Raw genomic sequence first — 22,812 nt, 5'->3', positions numbered from 1 at the left:
GGCAACCGGCCACGGGGCTGGCCCGGCTGCTGCGCGAGGAGCTCATCCTCGAGGTGGGTTACGTGCCCCGCCGCCGCCACCACCAGTGACGACGACCACAACGACGACGCCGCCGTTCGAGCTGCCGAAGCTGCCGTGCATCCTGCCGGCGCCGTTCTGCCCGCCCAGCTCAAGCCCGACGCCGCCGCCCCCGCAGCAACCGCTGCCGGGGCCCGGTCCGGTGCCGACTTCGCCGCAACCGGCCAGCTGACTTCGCTTGCCAGCGAAATTCACCGCTACACTGGCGTGCCGTGATGATCACCCTGGACCATGTCAGCAAGAAGTACAAAGCGTCGGCCCGCCCGGCGCTGGAGGACGTCAACGTCAAGATCGACAAGGGTGAATTCGTTTTCCTGATCGGCCCGTCGGGGTCGGGCAAGTCGACATTCATGCGGCTGCTGCTCGGCGCGGAAAACCCGACCAGTGGCGACGTGCGAGTGTCGAAGTTCCACGTCAACAAGCTGCGCGGGCGTCACGTGCCGAAGCTGCGCCAGGTCATCGGCTGTGTTTTCCAGGACTTCCGCCTGTTGCAGCAAAAGACGGTGTACGAGAACGTTGCGTTCGCGCTGGAAGTGATCGGCAAACGAACCGACGCGATCAACAGGGTGGTGCCCGAGGTGCTGGAAACCGTCGGCCTGTCCGGCAAAGCCAACCGGTTGCCCCACGAATTGTCGGGTGGCGAGCAGCAGCGGGTGGCGATCGCCCGCGCGTTCGTGAACCGGCCACTGGTCCTGCTCGCGGACGAGCCGACGGGAAACCTCGACCCAGACACCAGTAAGGACATCATGGATTTGTTGGAGCGGATCAACCGCACCGGGACGACCGTGCTGATGGCCACGCACGATCACCACATCGTCGACTCGATGCGCCAGCGCGTGGTCGAGCTGTCGTTGGGCAGGCTGGTTCGCGACGAGCAGCGCGGCATCTACGGGATGGACCGCTAAGTGCGCTTCGGCTTCCTACTCAACGAGGTTCTGACCGGGCTTCGCCGCAACGTCACCATGACGGCCGCGATGATCCTGACGACCGCGATCTCCATCGGCCTGTTCGGCGGCGGTCTGCTGGTGGTCCGGCTGGCCGACAACTCGCGCGAGATCTACCTCGACCGCGTCGAGACGCAGGTGTTCCTGACCGACGACATATCGGCCAACGATGCGACGTGCGCGTCGGCCCCCTGCAAGGGGCTGCGCGAAAAGATCGATGCACGGCAGGACGTCAAATCGGTGCGCTTCGTCAACCGGCAGGACGCCTACAACGACGCCATCAAGAAGTTTCCGGAGTTCAAGGACGTGGCCGGTAAGGACTCGTTTCCCGCCTCCTTCATCGTCAAGCTGAACAATCCCGAACAGCACGCGGAGTTCGATGCCGCGATGCAGGGCCAGCCCGGGGTGCGCAGCATCCTCAACGAGAAAGATCTCATCGACCGGCTGTTCGCGGTGTTGGACGGCTTGCGCGATGCCGCGTTCGCCGTGGCTCTGGTGCAGGCCGTCGGGGCGATCCTGTTGATCGCCAACATGGTGCAGGTCGCGGCCTACACCCGGCGCACCGAGATCGGCATCATGCGGCTGGTGGGTGCCAGCCGCTGGTACACCCAGCTGCCCTTCCTGGTGGAAGCGATGTTGGCCGCAGCCATCGGTGTGGCCATTGCCGTCTTCGGACTGATGCTGGTGCGAGCGTTGTTCCTGGACAACGCGTTAAGCCAGTTCTATCAAGCCCATCTAATTGCCAAGGTCGACTACGCCGACATCCTCTACATCGCGCCGTGGCTGTTCCTGCTCGGCGTGTCGATGGCGGCGGTGACGGGGTATGCGACCTTGCGCCTCTATATACGGCGGTAGCTATGGCCAAGGGTCCCGGCCGGTCCAAGGCGGCGGGCGGCAAAGATGGCAGCAAACAGGTCATAGCCACCAATCGCAAAGCGCGGCATAACTATTCGATCATCGAATCGTTCGAGGCCGGAGTGGCGTTGCAGGGTACCGAGGTCAAGAGCTTGCGCGAGGGGCAAGCATCTTTAGCTGACGCGTTCGCAACAATCGATGACGGCGAAGTGTGGTTGCGTAACTTGTACATTGCCGAGTATCAGCACGGTAGCTGGACCAATCACGAGCCGCGACGCAACCGAAAGTTGTTGTTACATAGGCAACAAATTGACAGGCTGGTAGGCAAGATACGAGATGGTAACCTCGCCTTGATGCCGCTGTCTTTGTATTTCTCCGCGGGCAAGGTCAAAGTCGAGCTTGCTCTCGCGCGCGGCAAAAGGACTTATGACAAGCGCCAGGACATGGCGCAACGCGATGCACAGCGTGAGGTGGTCCGCGAAATGGGGCGTCGAGCTAAGGGTATGACCTGATCGGGGCGGCTTACGCCCAGCTGTCGGCCGTTACGTACGGCGTCAGCGACTTTGTGGGCGGCGTGGCAGCGCGGCGGGTAGCCGCGCTGCGCGTAATGCTCGTCGCCTACCCGATCGAAACGCTGTTACTGGGCGTAATGGCCATCTTCGTGGGCGGGCCCATCCATGTCGGCGCCGTGATTTGGGGTTGCCTGTACGGCATCGGCATGGCGTTCGGCATGTGGGCTTTCTTTGCGGCGCTTGGCTCCGGGCCGATTTCGGTGGTCTCACCACTGGCGGCCGTGCTCAACGCCGCGGTACCCGTCGCCGTCGGTATGGCGTTGGGGGAGCGACCCGGGCAGGCGGCTCTGGTGGGCGTCGTCCTGGCGCTGGGTGCGGTGATGCTTGTCAGCCGCGAGGCCCCGGTCGAGGGAACGCCGTATCGGTTCACCCCAAAAGTGGCCTGGCTCACAGTAGTTGCCGGATCGGCGATGGGCTTGAACATAGTATTCCTGCATCAGGCGCCGCACGTATGCAAGCTGTGGCCGCTGGTTTTCGCTCGGGTGGCTGCCAGCCTGGTGGTGTTCGCCATGGCCAAAACCAGCCAGAACCTGGCGATGCCGCGCGGACGGCCGCTCAAACTGGCCGTGGCCGTGGCCGTCCTGGACATCTTCGCCAACATCACCATGCTCGCCGCGCTGCACACCTGGCTGCTGTCGTTGGCCAGCATCCTTATTTCGCTGTATCCGGCAGCGACGGTGGTGCTCGCGATGGTCGTGCTGCGTGAGCGGGTGACCCGCTTGCAAGGGATCGGCATGGTGCTCGCCATGGGATCCGTGGCGATGATCGCCTCGGCCTAACCCGCCCTTCTGTCGATGGGAATGATCGGCCTACGATCCTGACCATGGCCGCTCGTCCCGTCACCAAACTCGACAAGTCAGCCGTGCTTTCCGCGCTTTTCGCGGTGTGGGATGACATCGATGCCCTGTTGGCCGGATTATCCGAGGCCCAATGGCGGGCGGTGAGCCCGCTGCCCGGTTGGGATGTCAAAGCCTTGGTGGCGCATATGATCGGCACCGAGTCGTTCCTTGCGGGCATCGCCGCTCCGCAGCCCGATATCGATGTGTCGGCGCTGGAGCATGTGCGCAATGACGTCGGGGTGATGAACGAGTGCTGGGTGCGTCATCTGAGCGCGCACGCCGATGCCGACGTGCTGGAAAGCTTCAGGGTGATCACCAACGATCGGCGCCAGGCGCTGACGAACATGCCGGCCGAGGAGTGGGATTCGGTGACGATGACGCCCACCGGCCCGGATTCCTACGGCCGGTTTATGCGCATCCGGGTGTTCGACTGCTGGATGCACGAGGAAGACATCCGGGTGGCGTTGAAACGTCCGCCGTCCGATGCCGAGCTCGCCGGCCCGGCGGCGTCGCTTGCCCTCGACGAGATCGCCGCCACGATGGGCTACGTGGTGGGCAAGCTGGCCAAGGCGCCGGACGGTTCACGCGTTCAGTTCGACCTCACCGGACCGCTGGCCCGCACCATCCGGGTCAGCGTCGACGGCCGGGCCGCGGTGGTCGACGACTTCGCCGGGCAAGAACCGACCGCGACCATCCGGCTGGACGGCCTGCAGTTCACCCGGCTCGCCGGTGGCCGCCCGATGTGCCCGGCCCGCCCTCAGGATGTCGAACTCGGTGGTGACAAGGGCGTGGCCGCCCAGGTCGTCGAGCATCTCAATTTTGTGATCTGATCGCAGTTCCAGCGCGGAAGATAACCGCGTTGCCGCTGGTTGATAGGCAGGTACCATTGATATTCCTGCCGAAAGTCGGCGGGGTGCGAGGGGCTGAAAGGTTTCGACTTCGCGCATCGAATCAAGGGAAGCGTGCCGGTGCAGGCAACTGACCACCGTAAGCGTCGTTGCAAACAGATAAGCGCCGATTCACATCAGCGCGACTACGCTCTCGCTGCCTAAGCGACAGCTAGTCCGTCAGACCGGGAAAGCCCTCGACCCGGACCCTGGCGTCAGCTAGAGGGATCCACCGACGAGTCCGGTCGCGGGACTCATCGGGACATAAACAGCGACTGGGATCGTCATCCTGGCTTGTTCGCGTGACCAGGAGATCCAAGTAGAGGCATAGCGAACTGCGCACGGAGAAGTCTTGAGGGAATGCCGTAGGACCCGGGTTCGATTCCCGGCAGCTCCACTGAGAACCGGCTGGTCAGAGCAACAAAGCTCTGGCCAGTTTCTCTTTTCATCAACATCTCATCAACATGTATCGGTGAAGCTCGCGTTATGCCGTCGCTTCGTCGTGGCAACCGTAGGGACGGCAGCACCTACGTACGGGCGCTGTACCGGCTGAATGGCTGTCTCCCTACCAGCCGATCAAATTTGCGATGAGGCAGCTCAAGGACACTGTCGGGATGTCGCGAGGCCGATACGGGCTACCCGTCGGCTATCAATCTGATTCTCCGAAGTCGCGACTTCTTAGATCGCACAACATGACCCGAAGCGGACGTGGCACCTTGACGTCTGACTCAAGCGCGCAAGATTGTGTTGGGTCCGCCCGGCAGATCTACTCGCGGTGGGCGCACACGTATCCGAATCCTGGTGGATCGCTGCAAGTCCGCATCGTACGGTCGAACACGGAAAGAGTTGGGCTGCAGGCGAAGAAGACGCGAAGAGTAGCGGCCGGCAGGAAGTGCAAGTGCTGATTCTTCAGGTGGACTGGGCACGTCCATACCTGGCCGGGCCAGCCCTGCATTGAGACCTTCGGCTGAAGAAATGCGTTCGGCCGAGATCAATGCACCCGTTCCAGCGCCGTACATCGGGTGCCATCGATGGTCAGCAGCACCGCGCCCATGGTCATCGGCCCGCAGGCCAGCCGGTACGGGGGCAACGTGCCATAGTCTTCGCCGCGGATGTCGGCGACCCAGTGCGCCGGATCGATACCGATGACACCGCCTGTGGCGCCGGTCATTCCGACATCGGTGACCAGCGCAGTGCCCCCGGGCAGCAGATGCAGCGGCAGCGTCGCCTCGTGGGTGTGGGTGCCCAGCACCGCGGCGGCGGTGCCGTCGACAGCGTGGGCGAACGATTGCTTTTCATTGATGCTCAATCCGTGGAAATCTACGATCACGGCACCACTACGGTCGATCGACTGCCAGGCCGGCCACAGCGACGCGACGTGTTGCCGTTCGGTCAGCCACCGTCCGAACAACGGTTCCGACTCGACCACAGCGGTTCTGCTCATCAGGTTGACCACAGTGAAATCCATCCCGGAGAGGCTTAATTGGAGCACTCCGCGGCCCGGCAGGCCATCGGGCATGTTGAACGGACGCAGCACCTTAGGGTGCGCGAGCACCTTCTCCACCTCGGCCCTCTCTCCGTCCCACGAATGGTTGCCACCGGTGATGACATCGACACCTGACTCCAGCAGGAGTTCTGCCGCTTCGATGCTGAGCCCAAAGCCGGTCCGGATGTGCGGCCCGCTACGCTCCGCGTTCTCCGCGTTCACCACGGCCAGGTCGACGCTGTACTGCTCACGCAGTCCAGGCATCCGCTCACAGACGTAGTCGATTGCCGCGGGACCGACGACATCCCCGAGAAAAAGCACACGCCTCATGTCCCGACCGCTCCCCATCCCTCAGCCGACCCGGCGGAACCCGGGCATCGGCCACCCGGTGTACGCACCGCGGATGGCTATCGGGAAAAGATGTGGTTACGCGAAGTGGTGCATCCGGCTACGTGTTTGCCGAAAAATATCGCTGTGACCTGCGCCTAAGACGTACTTCACTCATCCGCAAGACGGGCAGGCACATTCCGCCGTTGTTAAGTCGCGCGTCAACGGCATTCGATTTCGCCGTCGCATAAATCCCGAAACTGAGGAGGTGTTAGACGTCTCGCCACCATCAGGGAGTACTAGATGACGCGGACCCTGAATGCCAACGCGCCAGCCGTGCGGACATCAGCCGATCCGATCGAAGAAGCCCTCGACAATGCCCCACTGAGCTTGTTTCACTTCAAGGCCGCCGCGACCGCGGGGGCCGGCTTTTTCACCGACGCCTACGACCTCAACGTCATCGGCACTGTCATCCTGCTGGTCAAGCCGGAGTTTGGGCTGAACTCCGGACAGGTGGCGCTGCTAACCAGCTCGGCACTGCTGGCCGTAGCCATCGGAGCATTTGTGTTCGGCAGGCTTGGCGACCTGTTGGGCCGACGCACGGTGTATGGCCTTGAGGCCGCCATCATGGTGGTCGGTGCGCTGCTGTCCGCGTTCGCGCCGAACTTCACCTGGTTGCTGATCGCGCGATTCATCTTGGGCATTGGTATCGGCGGCGACTACCCGGCGTCCAGTGTGATCACCACGGAGTACGCCAACCGCGCTAACCGGGGCCGGCTGGTCGGGTTCGCGTTCCTGTTTTTTGCGCTAGGTCAGGTCGCCGCGTATCTGGCAGCGCTGCTCGTCCTGGCCGTGCAGACCCCGCATGATCTGGCCTGGCGGCTCATCCTGGGCCTCGGTGCGCTGCCGGCATTGCTGGTGCTATGGAATCGCAGACATATGCCGGAGTCGCCACGCTGGACGCTGCGGGTCGCCCAGGACCGCGAACGCGCAGAAAGCGACCTCTCAGCGTTCTCCGCGACATCTCAGCTGATCGCGGCCGCTGGCAAGGCACGGGTAAGGGTGCGGCTCTCCGAAGTGCTGACCAACCGCACCTTTCTGGTCACGCTAATCGGCACCGGTGGAAGCTGGTTCTTCTTCAACATCGCCACCTACGGCAACGCGGTGAGCCAACCGCTTTTGATCAAGAGCATCTCACCGTCCACCGAGACCATCACCAATGTGGCAATCAATGCCGTGCTGATGATCTGCTTCGGTCTGAGCGGAGCGCTCGTGGGATTGGCTGTGGTGGACCGGATGCGCCGCACCACTCTGCAAATCTCGGGGCTGGTGTTGTGCGCGGCATCGATGTTGCTCATCACCGTTATTCCGGGGCTGACACAAACCGTCACGCTGTTCGCGGCGGTGTTCGGACTGTCGTTGTTCGGCACCACCTTCGGGCCGAACTATGCGTTGATACTGCTCAGCGCGGAGTGCTATCCCACTACAGTGCGCAGTACCGGGCACGGGCTGTCGTCGTGTCTGGGCAAGGTGGGCGGTTTCATCGGCGCTCTCGTTACCCCATTGGTACTCAGCGGAATGGGGCTCCGCATGACCACCCTGCTCGCCGGAGTCTGCTTCCTGCTCGCGGGTGCTGCGACACTGGTGCTGCGCGACCCATCAGGGGTGCCGCTGGACGACGCCAGCGTTGCGATGCACCACAGCCTGCCGGCACCGGCGCCAACGGCATCCGTGACGGCGTGAGGCACAATGAGCCTCCGCCTGGATGTGCTGGCTTGTCGCGCCAGACGACGGGCTAGCCCTGACTCACGCCAGACCCGATTGATCGAAACTTACACTGCGGCAGGCAAATAATGGCCGAACGCGCCACTGGCCCGCGGCGGACAGACCAGGTGCCACGCGCAGATTCAAGCCAGGATGTGAAACGGGCCAATTGGAGAGAAGAGGTAGGGGAGTGGGCCGATTGAGGCAGTCTTGGTCGTCGTCATCGACGTACTCTGTTGCGTCGGTGTTCGAGCGGCCCCTGCGCCGTTGCTGTGCGACTTGGCGCGTGGAGTGCGGTGCTTACGAGAGCACTCACACCTGCGCGTACCCGCCCGGCAAAGAACTCGGCACCGTTGACGTAACTCGACGCGTCCGAGGCAAGGAACGTCGTCACAGCGGCGATCTCCTCGGGCTCGCAAGCCGACCAACGGACGAACTCGCCGACGAGCCCGAGGAGTGGCGCCTGTTTTGACGGTGCTCCTCACCATGGTCTCCAGTTGTCCGGTCTGCGTCTAGTTGGCGGTCACTCACAGGCCTGTTACAAAGTGCCCGCCGCGGCTCGTACCGACTCGTTTAAAGCACGATGATGACCACCCCAAAGATTTACATTCATTGCTCGGCACATCCTGCCGACGTTCTACTGGCGGGTCGCTGAACCGTTCATTCGTCGCTCGTGACGAAATGTCGTCAGTAAGCGGTATACCAAAAAACGGCGACGAGTTCTAACCCGACTGCAAGCACCAGGTTTTCGATGCGCAGTTGATGATGGGCGGCCTGATATCCCGCCCGTGCCAGGCGAAGTGCAGCCATAGGTGTTCTGGCCTTCCCGCGAGCCTAACGCCGCCACCCACCTGTTGGCGGCGGGGTTCATCTTCCGATCGGGTGGATTCTATTGCTCCGCAGACATTTGCATAGCGGAACGGCGGCAGCGCTTTGGCGCATACGTGGCCGGCCGCCGCTCGCTGAGCTGGCACGATGCGGGGCCTCTCCGGACCGACCGCGCGAGGTGGCGATGGCGCCTTGGCGAGATAGCCCTTCCCTCACCAACTTCCGGTGCATTCGCCGACCGCGCCGGTCGGATTAAGTTGCCCTGTATGAGTGGTCTACGCCCGCCGAGAAGCGGCAGCCTTGAGCGGAGCTCCTTCGAGCCGACCCCGATCTCGCGGGCACGAATTCGGCCAGGCCAGTGAGCTGCTCTCGACTTGACTCGAATAGGTTGGTCGCTCCGAAGAAGAGGTCGTCGATGAGCTGCAACTCTCGCTCAGGTTGGAAGGCGTTTTGGCGCACCCGTAGGCTTCTCGCTCGACAAATCGGTAGGCATCAGTTCGGCCGCAGCGCTGATCTCACCACTGGATAGGCTGCGCAAGAACGTCAAAGACGGCGAGAAGAAGTACTCGCCTCCCCGCATTGTCACGAATCGGGCGATCGAATGGCTCGTCGAGGCGGTGCGCTGGCCCCACTCGCAAGGCCATTTCGTCGGGGGCGCTGCGAAACCCGTTATCGGGTCAGGAATCTGGGCTTCCTGCTGACCGATGATCGCGTCCATTCCGGTGTTGAGCACATAGTCTGGGCAACCTTCTGCGTTGCCCTTGAGACCGGGTTGCAGAAATTTGTCGTTGTCACACCAAAATCGCTGCATGAACTCGAACTGCTCCCAGATGTCGCTCTGATAGCACATGAACAGCAATCCGACCCCGCGCTCCGGCAGACTAGTTAGTTCCGTAAAGTCACTCAGTCCGCCGCCGTAGGGAATGCCTCGGCGCGCGATCCGATGCCCCAGCTCCTCATCGCGGTCTTTGGCGAAATTGCCTTCTGGGTCGACCGACTCCAGACGCGGGTTGGTCTTGCGGATGTGGGCCTGCAGAGGGCAACGTACGCCGGCCGCATCGCTGGAGTAGTTGAAGTCGTTGGCCGCCGGTGGCTCCCCGCCCTCCCCGGGCTGCAACACGACGGGTGTGCCGTCCTCGAAACGGCCGACCGCCATGGCGCCCACCAGCTTGGTGGGTAGTTTCAATTCCTCCGCCAGCGCATGCTGAGCTTGCTTGAAGCCCTTGACATTTTGCTCGAGCTTGCGGAAGACCAGAAAGCTGCCGAAGCTCACACCGGGTGTGCCACCGGGATCATCGAGCAGGACCAGACGAGGCGGCGCGACCGGATCCCATACCGTACGTCCGTCGCGCTGCACATCGGCGTCGAGTTGGGCATCCAGTAGCGCCGGTTGGCTGCGCCCGTCCACGTAGCCAAAATGCTCTACGTTCTCGCCGAACTTCGGTTCCCCCTCGCGATCGAAGAAGCGTCTCCTCAGCCCGAACCCCCGCTGCGTGGACACCACCCGAGCGATCGGGTTGGTCGCGTTGGCCTCGAACATGGTGCGCAGCTGCGCTTCACCGTTTATCAGATCGGTGTTGCTGTCGTCAGCGATTATCACCAGAGCGTGAATGTCCGCCCGAAGGCCCTCCTCCCACTGCGCTTCGGCGGGATCCTGTAGCGCCGCGCGACGGGCCTTCATCCCTTGTGCGAACACGTCGCGTTCATAAAATGTCACCTGCCGATCGTTGATCGTCAACTGCGCGGGACGATTTCGCAGCGCTGCGCCGGAGGGAATCCGATCGGCGGCCACACCGAGTGCCCTGTAGCCGGCAGCGGAGAGCGCCACGTGCACGAACAGGCCGCCATCATCACCGGTGGCTTTGAATTGCTCGGCGGCGGCCAGCTGCGCCTTGGCGGATGTGACCCAGTGTGCCCCAAGTACCGCGAGCTGCTCCTTGGCCTCATCGATGCGGGTCGAGGAGAACTGCAGGAATAACAGGACGGCCTGATCGCGCCCGTGGCCGTTGAGGACGTTCCCTTGGAGATCTTCGAATACATCTTGCAAGGCATCGTCGGTCAGACTGAGCGGACCGTCGTTGCTCTTCAGGTCAAGCGCCATTGTCCACCTTCAGATTTCGCGGATTCGAATGTTACGGAACTGAACGACATCGGTGTGGCACTGCAGACCGATGAAACCTTGGCTGACAAGTTCTTGCGGCAGTTGCGCGTCGCGCACGACGGGCTCGCCGTTCAACGACACACTGACGCGGTCTTCACTGACCGTGATCTCGAACGCGTTCCAATAGCCTTCCTGGAAACGGGGGCTCGGCGCCTTTGCGGCCCAACGGGTCGCGGGTGCGCGACCGTAGACGGCGCCGGTTTTGTGAAGGCTGCTGCCGTAAATTGCCTGTGGATTACGTGTCGCCACGAAATCCTTTCCGGTTTCGTCGATCTGGATCTCGATGCTGTTGCGGTAGACCTGGTTGAGGTCACCGTTCTCGACCTCCGGCATGCGCAGGAACACTCCGGAATTAGCTCTGATATCGAACGCCTTCCAGTCGAGCCGCAGGACAAAGTTTTTGAACTGCGCGCGCGTACGGATGAAGCCAAGCACACTGTCGGTACCGATCGAGCCGCATTCGATGATGTTCAGACCGGGTAGTGCCTGAATCACGCCGCTACCGAACTGATCCCAATGATCGAGCGTTCCATCGAATAAGGCCGTGAAGCCGTCCTCTACGGCAACGAGTGGAGACGACTTGAATCTGGCGACGATATGGCCGGCGACCATGTTGCTCAACGCCAGGCCGGTGGGAACCGGGTTGGCTGAACCAACGGTCGGGAACAGCGATTGATCGACGCAGAACGCGTTGGTCACGTGATGCAGATGTCCGTGGACATCGGTGACGGAGCTGTCAGGATCATCACCGAGCCACAGCGTGCCGCTCTCGTGATAGGTCGTTCCTATCCCGTCCTCGTTGCCACCGATGAATTGCAGATCGTGGTTGGAAGTCGAGAGTGCCGCCTCTGGCGGCTTCTTGACCAATGCGGCCACGAACGCGAACGCCGCGTTCTTTTGCGCAGTGCGCACGGTGGCATCCGGGCTGCGTTGAATGAGCGCCACGAAGACCTTTGGAACCCGGATCTCGCGACCGTCGTCGTCAAAGTAGACGTCATCACCGGGCCCACCGAACGGGTTCACTGAGATCACGCTCGACTCGCGCGCGCCAGGATCGGCGTCCCGGTCACCGAACGTTTCACCACACGTCCTGATCCCCACCACGATCCAGTCGTCCATGTTTGTGCTGTCGACTGCACGCCGCACATCATCGAGATCTTCGATGTTCGGCAGTAGGCGATACAGGTACTCCTCGTAATTATCGTTGTCGCTGCGCACCGCGTAGAACTGGAAGTGGAAGCGCCCCAGCCGATTCGCCGGCGCGCCAACCGGCACTCGGCCTTCGACATGCAACGTGCTCGTGGCCAAGTCCGAGTCGGCAGGAAGCTGCAGCGCGCTTTTCCGGATTCGCCACGAGTAATTCCCACGCACGTGGGCCATCAAGTTCTTGCCCGTCAGGTCTCGACCGATTTCGGGAGGTTTGCGGAAAGAGTTGAGCGCCAACCGGGTCGAATTGATGGTGTTGCCGGCCAAGCACACCACAGCGCCGCCTGACAACCCGAACCGCACGATACGTTGAATCATGCCGGGGGCATTTGGGTCCCGCGACGGTTCACGGACCGCCAGCAGCAGACTCGTAGCGCGCCCTTCAGTTGTCTCGATGCGCAAAACCTGGGTGTTGGGAACCAGAAACAGGTGGCGGTTGCCGTTGAATCCACCCGAGCTTTCGGCGTCATCGCGGATAGAGTCGAGAAGCAGCGGCAGACTGCTGAACTTGTCCATCGCGAAGAGTCCGGACACCGGCCCCTGGGCCTGGACAGCGATCGGGGCGTCGACCACGCGGGTCAGGTGGTCAACACTGCCGCTGGCGACAACCTGCTCGGCGATCGCCCGCAGCTGGTCCATCAATTCGCCGTTGACATAGTCTCCCGTCTCCTGGGTGCCGATTTGGCGAGCGATCATTTCGTATCCGTCGGCGGATAGCAGAAAGTCTCGTACCTCTTCCGGCCAATGTGACAGGTCATCCTGTCCATCGGTGTTTGACAGGGGTGGCGCCCAGCCTCCCCAGAACAGCGACTTGCCGCCCACACACCGGTGATGCGGCGACATTCCCTGGAGCGGTCCGCCGGCGTAGTCGATCTGCGTCAAGAACGATTGGTTATCGTCGACCACCGGTCTGTTGACCAACTGGAAGAATGCGCCCATCCGGGTGAGGTTCTGGAAATGTTGGGAGATGAGGAACGGGCCCGATTCGAGCACGAGGACCCGTGGCCGACCTCCGGGAGACTGCCGCTTGCCCTTCTCGTAGATCTTTGCAGCGGTGAACCCGCCATACATCCCAGAACCGATCACGACCACGTCGAAACCAAAACCACCTAGCTGCTGCGCTTCGATTGCCTCGTCGATGGTGTTGCACACGAACCGCGAAATCGCATCCAGCGCGAAGCTGGTCTCCTGAACGTCCGACTGGCCCGGAAAGGGGTGAGCGGAATCTGCAAGTTGGGTAAGCATGTCATTCCACCTCAGTCCCGGTTCCCGCGCAGTGTCCCAAGCCCATGCATGATCAGCTCCTTCGGTGTGGCCATCAACTCCAAGAAATGATGTAGGAGGAAGGCGCTGAGCACATGAGTAGCGGGGTACTCCAATTCGGTAAGCGGTTCGGTTGCGTTCAGTACGGACTGGCGACGCAACCCTTCGATGTGAGAGAGGGGACCTGTCCCGCAAGCGCCGCTTCTAAGGCCGTGACGTGATCGGACGACTATGCGCGCGTTGAAATTACGTATTTACCCGTTCTAAACAACCTAGTCGAGGTTCTGGCAAGCCGACGCTGCCCCTCGCCGAGGCCCGTCACCTACGCCATACTTCAAGCATGTCGACCAAGCCGCCACCACCGCCCCCGATACCGACTTGCGCAAGCCTCAAGGAGGTCGTGGATGCACTGGAATCGGTAATTGACTGGTCCATCAAGGTGCCAAGTCGGTTGGGTTACTTTGCGGCGCTGTACAAACGGATCACGGTCGCCGTCGACACCGCAATAAAGCAAGGAGCGTTTGATGACGGGCCGCGGATGGAGCGGTTCGACGCCGCATTTGCGTCCCGTTACCTCGATGCCCTGAACGGGTTCTTCCACCCGAGCCAGTTCCCGCGCCCGACTCGGTCATGGCAAAAGACTTTCGATGCCGTCGACCGTGCTGACCTGATCATCTTGCAGCACATGCTGGCCGGAATGAACGCGCATATCGCTCTGGACCTTGGGATCACGGCCCAGAACATTGCTCCCGCAACGAAATTGCCGGCGTTGCACCACGACTTCAACACCATCAACGCCGTCTTGGCAAGCCAGGTGAACGGTCTGGTCGACGACATCAATCAACTGTCGCCAGAACTGGCCGAGCTCTACCAGGTCCTTGCCGAAAACGAGATCTTCCTGATCGACCAAGCCGTCGCTGCGATGCGTGACAGCGCGTGGCGGTTCGCGGTCCTTCTTGCAGTGGTGCCTGGAGTCATTCGGCCTTTCACTATCTTGGCGCGCGATCGGCAAGTGGCAGCCCAGGCCGATCTGATCTACCGTCCGCCCGGCATTATCGGTTTGATCGACGCAACGATTCGCGAGATCGTCAAAACGGAGAGCCGCGACGTTGTCCGCAACATCAGGGTGCTCGCCGAGATCGCTTCCACGCCCGCGCCGATCAAGACGACGTTGTGAGTGCCCTGACTGACCCTTGATCAAGATCGGTAAGCCGGTCGTCTTGGATCGGAGCTCCACGTGCGTAATGCCGGTGAAGTTAACAACGGTCCGCGGACGTACTGAGGTCGCAACTCGGCGCCAAATCACGAGCAGTGGCTTCAACGGGGGCTGTGCGCGACCAGAAAAATTCGAGTAGCCCACTACGCTACTTGCCTCTTTGTCTGCGGTGAAAGCTTAGCAGCACGGTATAACAAAGTCATTCGCAATGCGAAGGGGTTGGCCATGGATGCCCGAAAGCAAAAGGCCCCGCGGATCCCTAACAGTCATGTGAGGTCATGATGACCGCAATCCAGGCTTCAGGCAGCGTCGTGCCGACCCGATTTCGTTGGTGGTCCGCCATTGCAAGTAACTGCGGCAAGGTGGCATCCATCGGCATCCCGATCGGCGCGGGCGCATACCTGTTCACCGAGCATTGGGGAAGGGCCGATCCGGAATACCTCTTCACGACGAGCTTCAGCAAGAATCCTCAATTCCTGCGGGAGGGGATACCTTCATTTCTGACGAAGGCGTTGAGCGAGGCGCTGAGCTTCGACCAATGGGTGATCCTGGGGTACTTCTTGATGCTGATTACCTGTGCCTTGGTCTTCACGGCCCTGGCGTTCTCCAAGTCCGGCAAGAAGCTAAGCCACTACATCCTCGCCGCAGTGCTGGTCGCCGCGTTCGCACACTTGCTCGAGGACACATTGATTTTCTGCATCCTGCACAAGCCTCCCGACGGGTTGCTCAGCCGGGTGCCGGACGCGTTCTGGATTTACGCGCCCGCTGCCATGGCAACCGTCAAATGGTGCGCACTCGTCTTGGCGGTGACAGCGATACCGGCCGCTGTTTTTTCAATAATCCGGGTGATCCTGTCGCATTTGCGCATGCGAAGGTACCGGCGACGGCACCACGGCAGAAACTGGTGGGACGACACGTTGTCGCCGCCGGCGATGGAGCCGGAGCCGGGCGACACCGAGGCGGCCTGGCGTCAGGCCTATTACGTACCCGATGCGGAAAACCTGGCCCTCAGACGCGATGGCAGTCCGGTGCCAACGCCGACGGCTTTGTGCCTATCAGGCGGCGGAATCCGCTCTGCGTGTGTGGCGATGGGCGCAATGCAGACGCTCGCTGGTCCGCGAGATGACATCGCAGACGCGTGGCCGTCTGCGCCGGCGTTGGACGATTTCGACTATGTAATCTCGGTGTCCGGTGGCGGGTTCAGCGCTGGCGCGCGAGTGCTCAGTGTTCAAAGCGACGCAGTCGACGGCAGGGTGGAGGGTGCGATCGCGCCACTGGCCGAGCGCTTCAGCCCGGGCTCAGTCGAATTCGACTCTCTGCGCCGCCGCTGCGATTACATCGCTGATTCACCGCTCGCGTTCCTACGGGCACTCGCCGAGGTCCTCAAAAACCTGTTGGCGTCGCTGCTCATCGTGGCTTCGTCGGCGATCGTGCTCGGATGGCTGCTGGGCATCTTCGTCAAATATTTTCCATTCAAAGCCGTGGTACCCCTTAGAGGTGGGGTGCCGCCGCATAACGCCGATATGCACCAGCAACTCGATCTTGATTCGCTTCAGGCTCGACCGGCAGCGGCTTTTGCGGCCATCGCCATTCCCGTTGCGGCAGTGGTTATCTGCGTCATTGGTGATCTGGTCTGCGAATGGGCCTCCGCATCAAAGTGGAGTACTGCGGGACAAGCCGCTTTCGGCTGGCTGGGTCGAAGGGCCGCGTTGTTGGCTTTGCTGGTTTTCGGCCTTAGCGTTGCCGGTCCCGCACTGATGTGGCTCTGTCTGCAACGGCCGGAGAAGGGGCCTTTGGGAGCAATTGGCGGTCTCGCGGCGGTGGTGATCCTGCAGTACTGGACGACGCTGGTTTCGATGACCTCGAAGAAGGACAGTCTGCTAAATCCCTCTAAGTGGCTCAGGTTCGTGCCGTCGGGAGTGGTACGCATTGCGTTAGTAGTATTCACCCTGAGCGTGTTGCTGGTCGCATGGCTGCTGCTGCTCGGGATCGTCGCGGGCTATGTTTTCAACATGGAGATCGATCAAGAGATCGTTCATCCGGAGCGCAGCCGCCAGCCATTGACTTCTGACGTTCAGTGGCTATACCTGGGCGGGATTGGGCTGCTAGTGCTGCTGCTGAGCAGCTTCGACGTGACCTCGCTAAGCCTGCATCCGTTCTATCGGCAACGACTGGCACACACGTTCGCTGTCCGCCGCCTCGGTGGGAAGGCCGTGGAATACAAACGCGGAGAGCCGACTTGGCTTGACGAGTATGGCAAGGCACAAACCAGCGGACCGAAATTCGTCTTCGCTGCGGCCGCCGCGATCTCCGATGGCGACATCCGTCCAGCGCCTGGGCTCAATGCAGTGTCGTTCGTCATGACCGCCGATTACGTTGGGGGACCGGCACTTGGCTGGCTCAAGACTGCGGAACTGCGAAAAGCGTCGCCTCCGCGCATCGAACGCGACCTGACCGTGGAAGCGGCGATGGCGGTGAGCGGGGTGGCGTTCGCCTCGGCGATGGGTAGACAGAGCAAAGGTGTTCAATCGCTGCTAGCGCTGTCGGGTGCGCGCCTTGGAACGTGGCTTCCCAACCCCCTGTTTGTGAGGAATGCCCAGCGCAAAGCTGCCGATCCTTCCTTCCCCAAGGCGCTGCCTTCGATGCGGGGGGCTGGGTACTTCTACCGCGAACTATTGGGTATCAACAAGTTCGACGCCCGGCTCGTTCAAGTCACCGACGGTGGGCACTACGAAAACCTTGGTCTCGTCGAAGCCCTGCGTCGGCGGTGTCGACTGATCTACTGCGTCGACAGCAGCGGCGACGCTCCTCCGCTGCTGTCCGGTCTCGCCGACGCAATCAGGCTCGCCAGATTTGAACTCGGCGTCGAGATCACCATGGAGAACGGAGGACCTTTCGGTGTCGAGAATCTTGCACCGGGATCGGGCGAGCACTTCGGCGATAGTCATGCGTTCTGCAGCCTCAACGGCCGCATCACCAAATGCGCTGTGGCCCGAGGAAGAATCAAGTATCCCGATGCAGCTGGGATCAAGATAGGAGAAGCCAGGACCGGATGGCTGATCATCGCCAAAGCCGTGTTGTGGCAGGAGTTGCCCGATTGGGTTTTGACCTACGCCGCAGAGAGGGCCGGCGCAGAGTTCCCTCACGACAACACATCTGACCAATGGTTTTCCGAAGGGCAGTTCGCCGCCTACACGGAGGTTGGTCGCAGTATTGCGGCGAGTGCCATGAAGGTCCCTTTCGGTGACCCGGTCGCCACGCCCAATGGGTCAGCGCAGGGGGCAAACGGCGACGTACCCGCGACCGCGCCAGAACAGGGGCCAGACACGACCCATATCGCGGTCCCTGTGCCGACCGGGGCCTCGTCATAACGGGCAAGACGCTGATAACGACATCGCCCACCCAGTGAAATGCACGACTAGCCGGAAGGAATCGCCTCATGATTACTCGCCCGAGGAAGCGCCCTCCCTGTCACGGAGGTCTGGGTCGGCTCGTGTGTGCCGCCATTTTCAGTGCAGCACTGACGCTGGTGGCCGGCCCGTTTCTGCAACCTGCCGTTGCGCGCGCCGACTTCAACCATGAGTTCTACACCTTCTGCATCAAAAACCTTGGTCAGGGTAATGACTACTGCTGCGCGCACGCCGGCGGCACCGTAAAGGGCGCGGGCTGTGTGGATCCAGCTACGGGAAACGTCGTACCGGCCGCGGCCGTGGTCAAGCTAAGTTGATCGTGGCAAGGATGAAAGTGCCGTGGATGGCCGCTCGGGTTGTCTAGGTGCCCCGGATGGGACCATTCTGGCGCTCTCGAGACCAGCTGATGCTGTCGAGACCAGATAATTAGCAATAGCCTTGCGGCTCGCAAACGTGACCGCCCAAGAGTGCTGGCCGGGCTGAAGCGAACGCTTCCTCGGTTCTTGTTCATCATGAAAGATGTTGTGCCACTGCTTAACCGATCCGCAAAGCGCGTAGCCAACTACTCGTGCGGAATGCCACCGTTGCGCTTACTGTGACGAGACGCAGCTAATCCGCCTGGTGTTCACCTCGGGCGGCGGCGCACCGCGGCGCGCCGCGGTTCAAGTCAACACCACTAAAGGAGATGGCATGGACGCGCTGATCACTGGGTCAAGGGTTTCAGAATCGAACCTCCCTGCAGACGGTCAATATTGTCATCACCTGAAATGCAGGTTGAGTGAAACATAGTCCGCCGCAGGCCAATTGGTGAATATCCGGCACTTCCGAAGTATCCACCAAATCTTTGAAGGGAAGGTAACAACGATGAGCGAGTGCTCGGTGTTCAATGAAGTCGGCGGATTTCGGGTCAAACTGTGGCGCGGCGAGTCTGCGTGCCTGATTGGTTTCGATGTCGATGAGCCTGAAGACGACTTCGCGGGATTCGCTGTCGAGTTCCGGGAACCGGGCGGCACCGACTTCCAAGCCCTGCGCAACCGACTCTCGTTCGGCGCGCCCGAGGCCGTCGACGGCTTCCGCAATTTTTCTACCTTGGAGGCCCCGCTGCAGACGTTTCGCTGGGTGCACTTCCCGTGGGAAGCCGAGGCAGGTAGCACGGACATCTATACCTACCGGGTCACCAAAATGCATATGCCCTCCGACGGCACGTTGACGAAAGGGCTGTCGATCGAATTGCCCATCGAGCTTGGCCCCGTGACGATTCCGGGATTCCTAGATGTGGGTTTCACCCGAAACTTCGCATCCTCGCAGGCATTTGAGGACAAGAAGGCGCGTTATGGCTTCGGCAACGACATCATTCCAACTGCGCCTGACCAGGGTCTGGGCTTCGCCGGCCAGAAGGCGGAGATCACCAAGAAATTCGATATTTACGCGTGGTTGGGGTTCGAGGGGTATCGCCTATTGTTCGACTTCCTCGACTGGGCAATTAACGATCAGACGGTCCGCGTCGACGCGATGGCCTACGACTTCGACGAGCCGGATATCCTCACCAAGCTCGAGGCGCTGGGCGACCGGTTGCGCATCATTATCGACGACTCAGCAGACCACGGCGATGCGCACAGCGATGAAAGCACGGCGGCGGCCCGGCTGCAAGCCACTGCCGGCCACGACAACATGCACCGCGGCCACTTCTCGAATCTGCAACACAACAAGGTCCTCATCGCGCGACGCAAGAGCGACGGAACACCGCTGCGGGTGCTGGGCGGGTCGACGAATTTTTCCTTCCGCGGTCTCTATATCCAGGCCAACAACATGTATGTGTTCACCGACCCTGATGTGGCGGCATTTTTCGCTGACTTTTTCGACGAAGCATTCAACGATATGGATGGCTTCTCCGAGCAGCGCTTGGCCGCTGTGTGGCAGACCGTCAAGAAACCAGGGCAGCCGACCGTCAAGTTGTGTGTGTCCCCGCACCAGTCGTCGAACCTGTCCCTGGCGCCGGTTGGCGCCGCGATCGAGCAAGCCACGTCGAGCGTGTTCTACTCGTTCGCGTTCATGAACCAGATCACCTCGGGCCCGGTGCGAGAAGCATTGGACAACCTGATGAAACGCCCCGTGTTCAGCTACGGCATCGTCAACAAAGACAAGGGCATGGAAATCCATAAGCCCGATGGCGACATTGGCCTGGTCGACTTCGCTTACCTCTCCAAACACGCTCCCGAGCCGTTCAAATCGGAGTGGTCCGGTGGGGCAGGCATCAACATCCACAACAAGTTTGTGGTGGTCGACTTCGATCAGCCTGGGGCCAAGGTCTACACCGGTTCCAGCAATTTCGCGCCGTCGGGCGAGGAAAAGAACGGCGATCACCTGTTGTCCATTGAGGATCAGCGGGTGGCCACCGCGTATGCGATCGACGCGCTGACCCTGTTTGACCACCTCAACTTCCGAGACCGGATGAAGGAGGCAGAACAGCAGAAATCGGGAGTGGCCGCGGCGAAAAGGCAGACACTGCAACTACAGAAACCGACCGCAATCTCAGGCGCGGAGGAGCCGTGGTTTGCCAAGTTCTATGTGCAAGGCAGCCAGCGCGAACTAGACCGCATCACGTTCTCACGACGCTGAGTCGATGCCAGCCGTGACGCGTTGAGGCAGACACCGGCGGCTGTACGCCGTGCCGGCAGGCCGGCCCGCACCGGCGCGGTGTCTCGGGTCCGTCGGAACCGCAGAGAGCGTCTTCCGTTTTTCCGCACCGGCAACTACGCTCCGGTACCCGACGAGCTTGCCCTCCACCGGCAGGTCGAACTCGGCCGCGTCGTCAAATTCAGCGTTTGCCCAGCTCATGCCGTTTTCTGCGATGGGTTCGATTCCCGGCAACTCCACTGAGAACGTGCTGGTCAGGCGAGAAATTTGGTAGCGACGCAACTACGTCAAGCGACCTGTGGGTTGCATCGCGCCTGGGGTAAGCGGCTTTAATCGTCATACGACGGGTATGTCACGTTGTGCACGCCCGACGAAGCATCACGAGGAGCTGTCATGACCTATCGCCGTCTTGCTTGGGTGCTAGGCGCGGTGGTGGTGGCTGCCATCATTCCCGTCCAGGCCCAGGGCGCGCCGCCGACGAAGTGCCTGACCAACACTCAAACGGGCAAGCAGGTCTACGTGCCCTGCGATCTGCTCAACGCCGGCGCCAATTTCCCGCCGGGGCAGCGTTGTCCTCCACCGCTTGAGCAGTACCCGAAAGATGTAGCGGACTGGTGTGGCGAAGGCCCAGGCCTTGCGAGTGCTACGCCGACGACTCCGCCAACTCCGACAAGCCCCACGAGCCCGACAAGTCCTACGAGCCCCGTGCGGCCCACGAGTCCCGCGACCTCAACGAGTCCTGCGACCCCGACGAGTCCTGCGACCCCGACGAGTCCCACCAGCCCGGCGGCTCCTGCGACCTCAACGAGTCCCGCGACCCCGACGAGTCCCACCAGCCCGGCGGCTCCGGGCAATGCACACTGACGGGTTGCAACGCGCCTGATTTTGGAGCGAGAAAAGGTTGACGAGGCATGGCCGAACAAATGCCCGACGTAGAAAACATCAAATCCTTCAACAGCGGGCTCATCGAGGACTTTCGCACCAACGGCGGCAAGGTCGGCGGCAAGTACAAAGGGGCGAACCTTTTACTGTTGACGACGACCGGGGCAAAGACCGGACAGCCTCGCGTTACCCCGCTGGCATACTTCCGGTTCGACGGCAAGCTGATCATCATCGGATCGTCTTGGGGCGCCCTATCGCACCCGTCATGGGTGCGGAATCTAAGGGCAAATCCTTCGGTGCATGTCGAGGTCGGCACGGAGTCTTTCGACGCGACCGCGCGCGAGTTGCCCGACGCCGAGCGCGAACCTGTGTGGGCTCAGGTCGTCGCCACGGCGCCGGTCTTCGGCGAGTACCAATCCAGGACCGATCGCGTCATCCCATTGTTCGAGTTGCAGCGGCACCAGGGATGAACGACCAACGGCCCGACGTCGACAAGCTGCGGAGTCTCGACAAGCGGATCGCCCGACCATAAGAGCGAATACACTACGTACGCGGTTGCGGCCGCGACTAGCGCGGCGCAATCGAAATGAGACATGGCCGGATTACCGATTTTGGTGTTGGGCGCCACCGGTGGACAGGGCGGCGCGGTTGCGGACGCTCTGCTCGCGCGGGAAGCGCGCGTGCGGGTGCTGGTGCGCCGCCCCGGCGACCCGAAGGCTTCGCGCCTCGCTGAGCGCGGCGTCGAGGTTCTTACCGGCTCGCTAGACGACCGCACCGCACTGAGCACGGCCATGCGCGGTGTCGACGCAGCCTTTGCGCTGACAACTCCATTCGAGACCGGAGTGGACGCCGAGATCGCCCAGGGGCGCGCCATTTTGGCAGCCGCCGCCGACGCGCAACTTCCGCACCTGGTGTTCAGCTCGGTCGCAGGGGCCAATCAGCACAGCGGTGTACCGCATTTCGACAGCAAGGCCATCATCGAAGACGAGCTGGCGGCGAGCGGTTTGCCCTACACCATCGTCGCTCCCACTTATTTCTTCGACAACGCGCTCGGCGGCAGCGACCGTATTCACGCCGGAATCCTTGATCTGCCACTACCGCCGGACCGGCCGCTGCAGCAGCTGGCGCGACCCGACCTCGGTGCATTCGTCGCGAAGGTGCTGTGCTCGCCTGCGCCTTACATCGGGCAACGGGTCGAGTTGGCCAGCGACGCCGTCACGCCAGAGCAAATGGCCGCGGCACTCAGTTCGGCGGTGGGCCGGCGGGTGCGGCTTGAACAAACCCCACTCGAGTCGATTCGCAGTCCGGACATGTACGCGATGTGGCAATTCCTCAACGGCCCTGGCTACCGCGTCGACATCCAAGCACTGCATCGAGCGAACCCCGACATCGCGTGGACATCGTTCGCCGACTGGGCACAACACACCTTCCAGCCCGGCGGACCGGCCGGGCGATGA

The 22,812-nt window shown here is 61.8% G+C and carries 16 protein-coding genes, 1 other RNA gene and 1 pseudogene; 15 read left to right on the top strand and 3 right to left on the bottom strand.

Annotated elements, in window-relative coordinates; genetic code table 11:
* Positions 1–67 precede the first annotated feature (67 nt).
* The 7 genes and pseudogenes from A5625_RS29815 to ssrA form a co-directional block, all read left to right on the top strand.
* A pseudogene (locus A5625_RS29815) lies at positions 68–250 on the top strand (hypothetical protein); the annotation flags it as partial.
* A gap of 43 nt (positions 251–293) precedes the next feature.
* Complete coding sequence (ftsE, locus tag A5625_RS01080; protein ID WP_007772842.1) at positions 294–983, top strand: cell division ATP-binding protein FtsE; 690 nt, start codon at positions 294–296, stop codon at positions 981–983.
* Positions 984–1,877: a permease-like cell division protein FtsX gene (ftsX, locus tag A5625_RS01075; protein WP_066988535.1), complete on the top strand. Its 894-nt coding sequence runs from the start codon at positions 984–986 to the stop codon at positions 1,875–1,877.
* Positions 1,878–1,879: 2 nt separating this feature from the next.
* Positions 1,880–2,389 carry an SsrA-binding protein SmpB gene (gene smpB, locus A5625_RS01070; protein WP_066988534.1) on the top strand — a complete coding sequence of 170 codons (510 nt, stop codon included), beginning with the start codon at positions 1,880–1,882 and terminating at the stop codon, positions 2,387–2,389.
* Entirely contained in the window at positions 2,386–3,228 is an 843-nt protein-coding gene (locus A5625_RS01065; RefSeq protein WP_369829964.1) for an EamA family transporter, read from the top strand. The genes smpB and A5625_RS01065 overlap by 4 nt, the downstream gene beginning before the upstream one ends.
* A 44-nt stretch (positions 3,229–3,272) precedes the next feature.
* The gene (locus A5625_RS01060; RefSeq protein ID WP_066988532.1) at positions 3,273–4,118 is read left to right on the top strand and encodes a maleylpyruvate isomerase family mycothiol-dependent enzyme; all 846 of its coding nucleotides are present in this window, start codon (positions 3,273–3,275) and stop codon (positions 4,116–4,118) included.
* An 89-nt stretch (positions 4,119–4,207) separates the two neighbouring features.
* Positions 4,208–4,575: a transfer-messenger RNA gene (ssrA, locus tag A5625_RS01055) on the top strand.
* Between the two features lie 591 nt (positions 4,576–5,166).
* Here the strand turns inward: ssrA and A5625_RS01050 are convergent.
* A complete protein-coding gene (locus A5625_RS01050) occupies positions 5,167–5,991 on the bottom strand; it encodes a YmdB family metallophosphoesterase (protein WP_066988531.1) in 825 nt (274 codons plus the stop codon).
* 300 nt (positions 5,992–6,291) lie between these two features.
* On the opposite strand from A5625_RS01050, the gene A5625_RS01045 reads away from it, so the two are divergent.
* Positions 6,292–7,731, top strand: a complete 1,440-nt coding sequence (locus A5625_RS01045) for an MFS transporter (RefSeq protein ID WP_082984185.1) — start codon at positions 6,292–6,294, stop codon at positions 7,729–7,731.
* Between the two features lie 1,282 nt (positions 7,732–9,013).
* Here A5625_RS01045 and A5625_RS01040 read toward each other — a convergent pair.
* Together A5625_RS01040 and A5625_RS01035 are read right to left on the bottom strand one after the other, a co-directional pair.
* Positions 9,014–10,681: a Dyp-type peroxidase gene (locus tag A5625_RS01040; protein ID WP_066988530.1), complete on the bottom strand. Its 1,668-nt coding sequence runs from the start codon at positions 10,679–10,681 to the stop codon at positions 9,014–9,016.
* A gap of 9 nt (positions 10,682–10,690) precedes the next feature.
* On the bottom strand, positions 10,691–13,405 hold the full coding sequence (locus tag A5625_RS01035; RefSeq protein WP_232003313.1) for a family 16 glycoside hydrolase: 2,715 nt from the start codon (positions 13,403–13,405) through the stop codon (positions 10,691–10,693).
* A 145-nt stretch (positions 13,406–13,550) separates the two neighbouring features.
* On the opposite strand from A5625_RS01035, the gene A5625_RS01030 reads away from it, so the two are divergent.
* The 7 genes from A5625_RS01030 to A5625_RS00995 all read left to right on the top strand — a co-directional run bounded on the left by A5625_RS01030 (position 13,551) and on the right by A5625_RS00995 (position 22,812).
* Positions 13,551–14,387: a DUF5995 family protein gene (locus A5625_RS01030; RefSeq protein ID WP_066988528.1), complete on the top strand. Its 837-nt coding sequence runs from the start codon at positions 13,551–13,553 to the stop codon at positions 14,385–14,387.
* A gap of 317 nt (positions 14,388–14,704) precedes the next feature.
* Positions 14,705–17,797 carry a hypothetical protein gene (locus A5625_RS01025; RefSeq protein ID WP_156747802.1) on the top strand — a complete coding sequence of 1,031 codons (3,093 nt, stop codon included), beginning with the start codon at positions 14,705–14,707 and terminating at the stop codon, positions 17,795–17,797.
* A 122-nt stretch (positions 17,798–17,919) separates the two neighbouring features.
* Positions 17,920–18,153, top strand: a complete 234-nt coding sequence (locus tag A5625_RS01020; RefSeq protein ID WP_066988526.1) for a hypothetical protein — start codon at positions 17,920–17,922, stop codon at positions 18,151–18,153.
* Positions 18,154–18,700: 547 nt separating this feature from the next.
* Positions 18,701–20,455 (top strand): phospholipase D-like domain-containing protein, encoded by a 1,755-nt coding sequence (locus tag A5625_RS01015; RefSeq protein WP_066988525.1) that lies wholly within the window; start codon positions 18,701–18,703, stop codon positions 20,453–20,455.
* Between the two features lie 632 nt (positions 20,456–21,087).
* The gene (locus tag A5625_RS01005) at positions 21,088–21,378 is read left to right on the top strand and encodes a hypothetical protein (RefSeq protein WP_066988523.1); all 291 of its coding nucleotides are present in this window, start codon (positions 21,088–21,090) and stop codon (positions 21,376–21,378) included.
* A gap of 6 nt (positions 21,379–21,384) precedes the next feature.
* Positions 21,385–21,825: a nitroreductase family deazaflavin-dependent oxidoreductase gene (locus tag A5625_RS01000; protein ID WP_066988522.1), complete on the top strand. Its 441-nt coding sequence runs from the start codon at positions 21,385–21,387 to the stop codon at positions 21,823–21,825.
* Positions 21,826–21,948: 123 nt separating this feature from the next.
* Positions 21,949–22,812 carry an NmrA/HSCARG family protein gene (locus tag A5625_RS00995; RefSeq protein ID WP_066988521.1) on the top strand — a complete coding sequence of 288 codons (864 nt, stop codon included), beginning with the start codon at positions 21,949–21,951 and terminating at the stop codon, positions 22,810–22,812.

The organism is Mycobacterium sp. 1465703.0 (assembly GCF_001672975.1).
GTDB lineage: Bacteria > Actinomycetota > Actinomycetes > Mycobacteriales > Mycobacteriaceae > Mycobacterium.
Note: the sequence above shows the minus strand (reverse complement) of the source record. Positions and strands in the feature narration are given on the sequence as shown.

What these genes read in the sequence shown, in the direction of transcription:
- ftsE (WP_007772842.1), top strand. Translation starts at nt 294, where the DNA reads ATGATCACCCTGGACCATGTCAGCAAGAAGTACAAAGCGTCGGCCCGC.
- A5625_RS01025 (WP_156747802.1), top strand. Translation starts at nt 14,705, where the DNA reads ATGATGACCGCAATCCAGGCTTCAGGCAGCGTCGTGCCGACCCGATTT.
- A5625_RS01015 (WP_066988525.1), top strand. Translation starts at nt 18,701, where the DNA reads ATGAGCGAGTGCTCGGTGTTCAATGAAGTCGGCGGATTTCGGGTCAAA.
- A5625_RS01045 (WP_082984185.1), top strand. Translation starts at nt 6,292, where the DNA reads ATGACGCGGACCCTGAATGCCAACGCGCCAGCCGTGCGGACATCAGCC.
- A5625_RS01030 (WP_066988528.1), top strand. Translation starts at nt 13,551, where the DNA reads ATGTCGACCAAGCCGCCACCACCGCCCCCGATACCGACTTGCGCAAGC.
- A5625_RS01050 (WP_066988531.1), bottom strand. Translation starts at nt 5,991, where the DNA reads ATGAGGCGTGTGCTTTTTCTCGGGGATGTCGTCGGTCCCGCGGCAATC.
- A5625_RS01000 (WP_066988522.1), top strand. Translation starts at nt 21,385, where the DNA reads ATGGCCGAACAAATGCCCGACGTAGAAAACATCAAATCCTTCAACAGC.
- A5625_RS00995 (WP_066988521.1), top strand. Translation starts at nt 21,949, where the DNA reads ATGGCCGGATTACCGATTTTGGTGTTGGGCGCCACCGGTGGACAGGGC.
- smpB (WP_066988534.1), top strand. Translation starts at nt 1,880, where the DNA reads ATGGCCAAGGGTCCCGGCCGGTCCAAGGCGGCGGGCGGCAAAGATGGC.
- A5625_RS01060 (WP_066988532.1), top strand. Translation starts at nt 3,273, where the DNA reads ATGGCCGCTCGTCCCGTCACCAAACTCGACAAGTCAGCCGTGCTTTCC.
- A5625_RS01040 (WP_066988530.1), bottom strand. Translation starts at nt 10,681, where the DNA reads ATGGCGCTTGACCTGAAGAGCAACGACGGTCCGCTCAGTCTGACCGAC.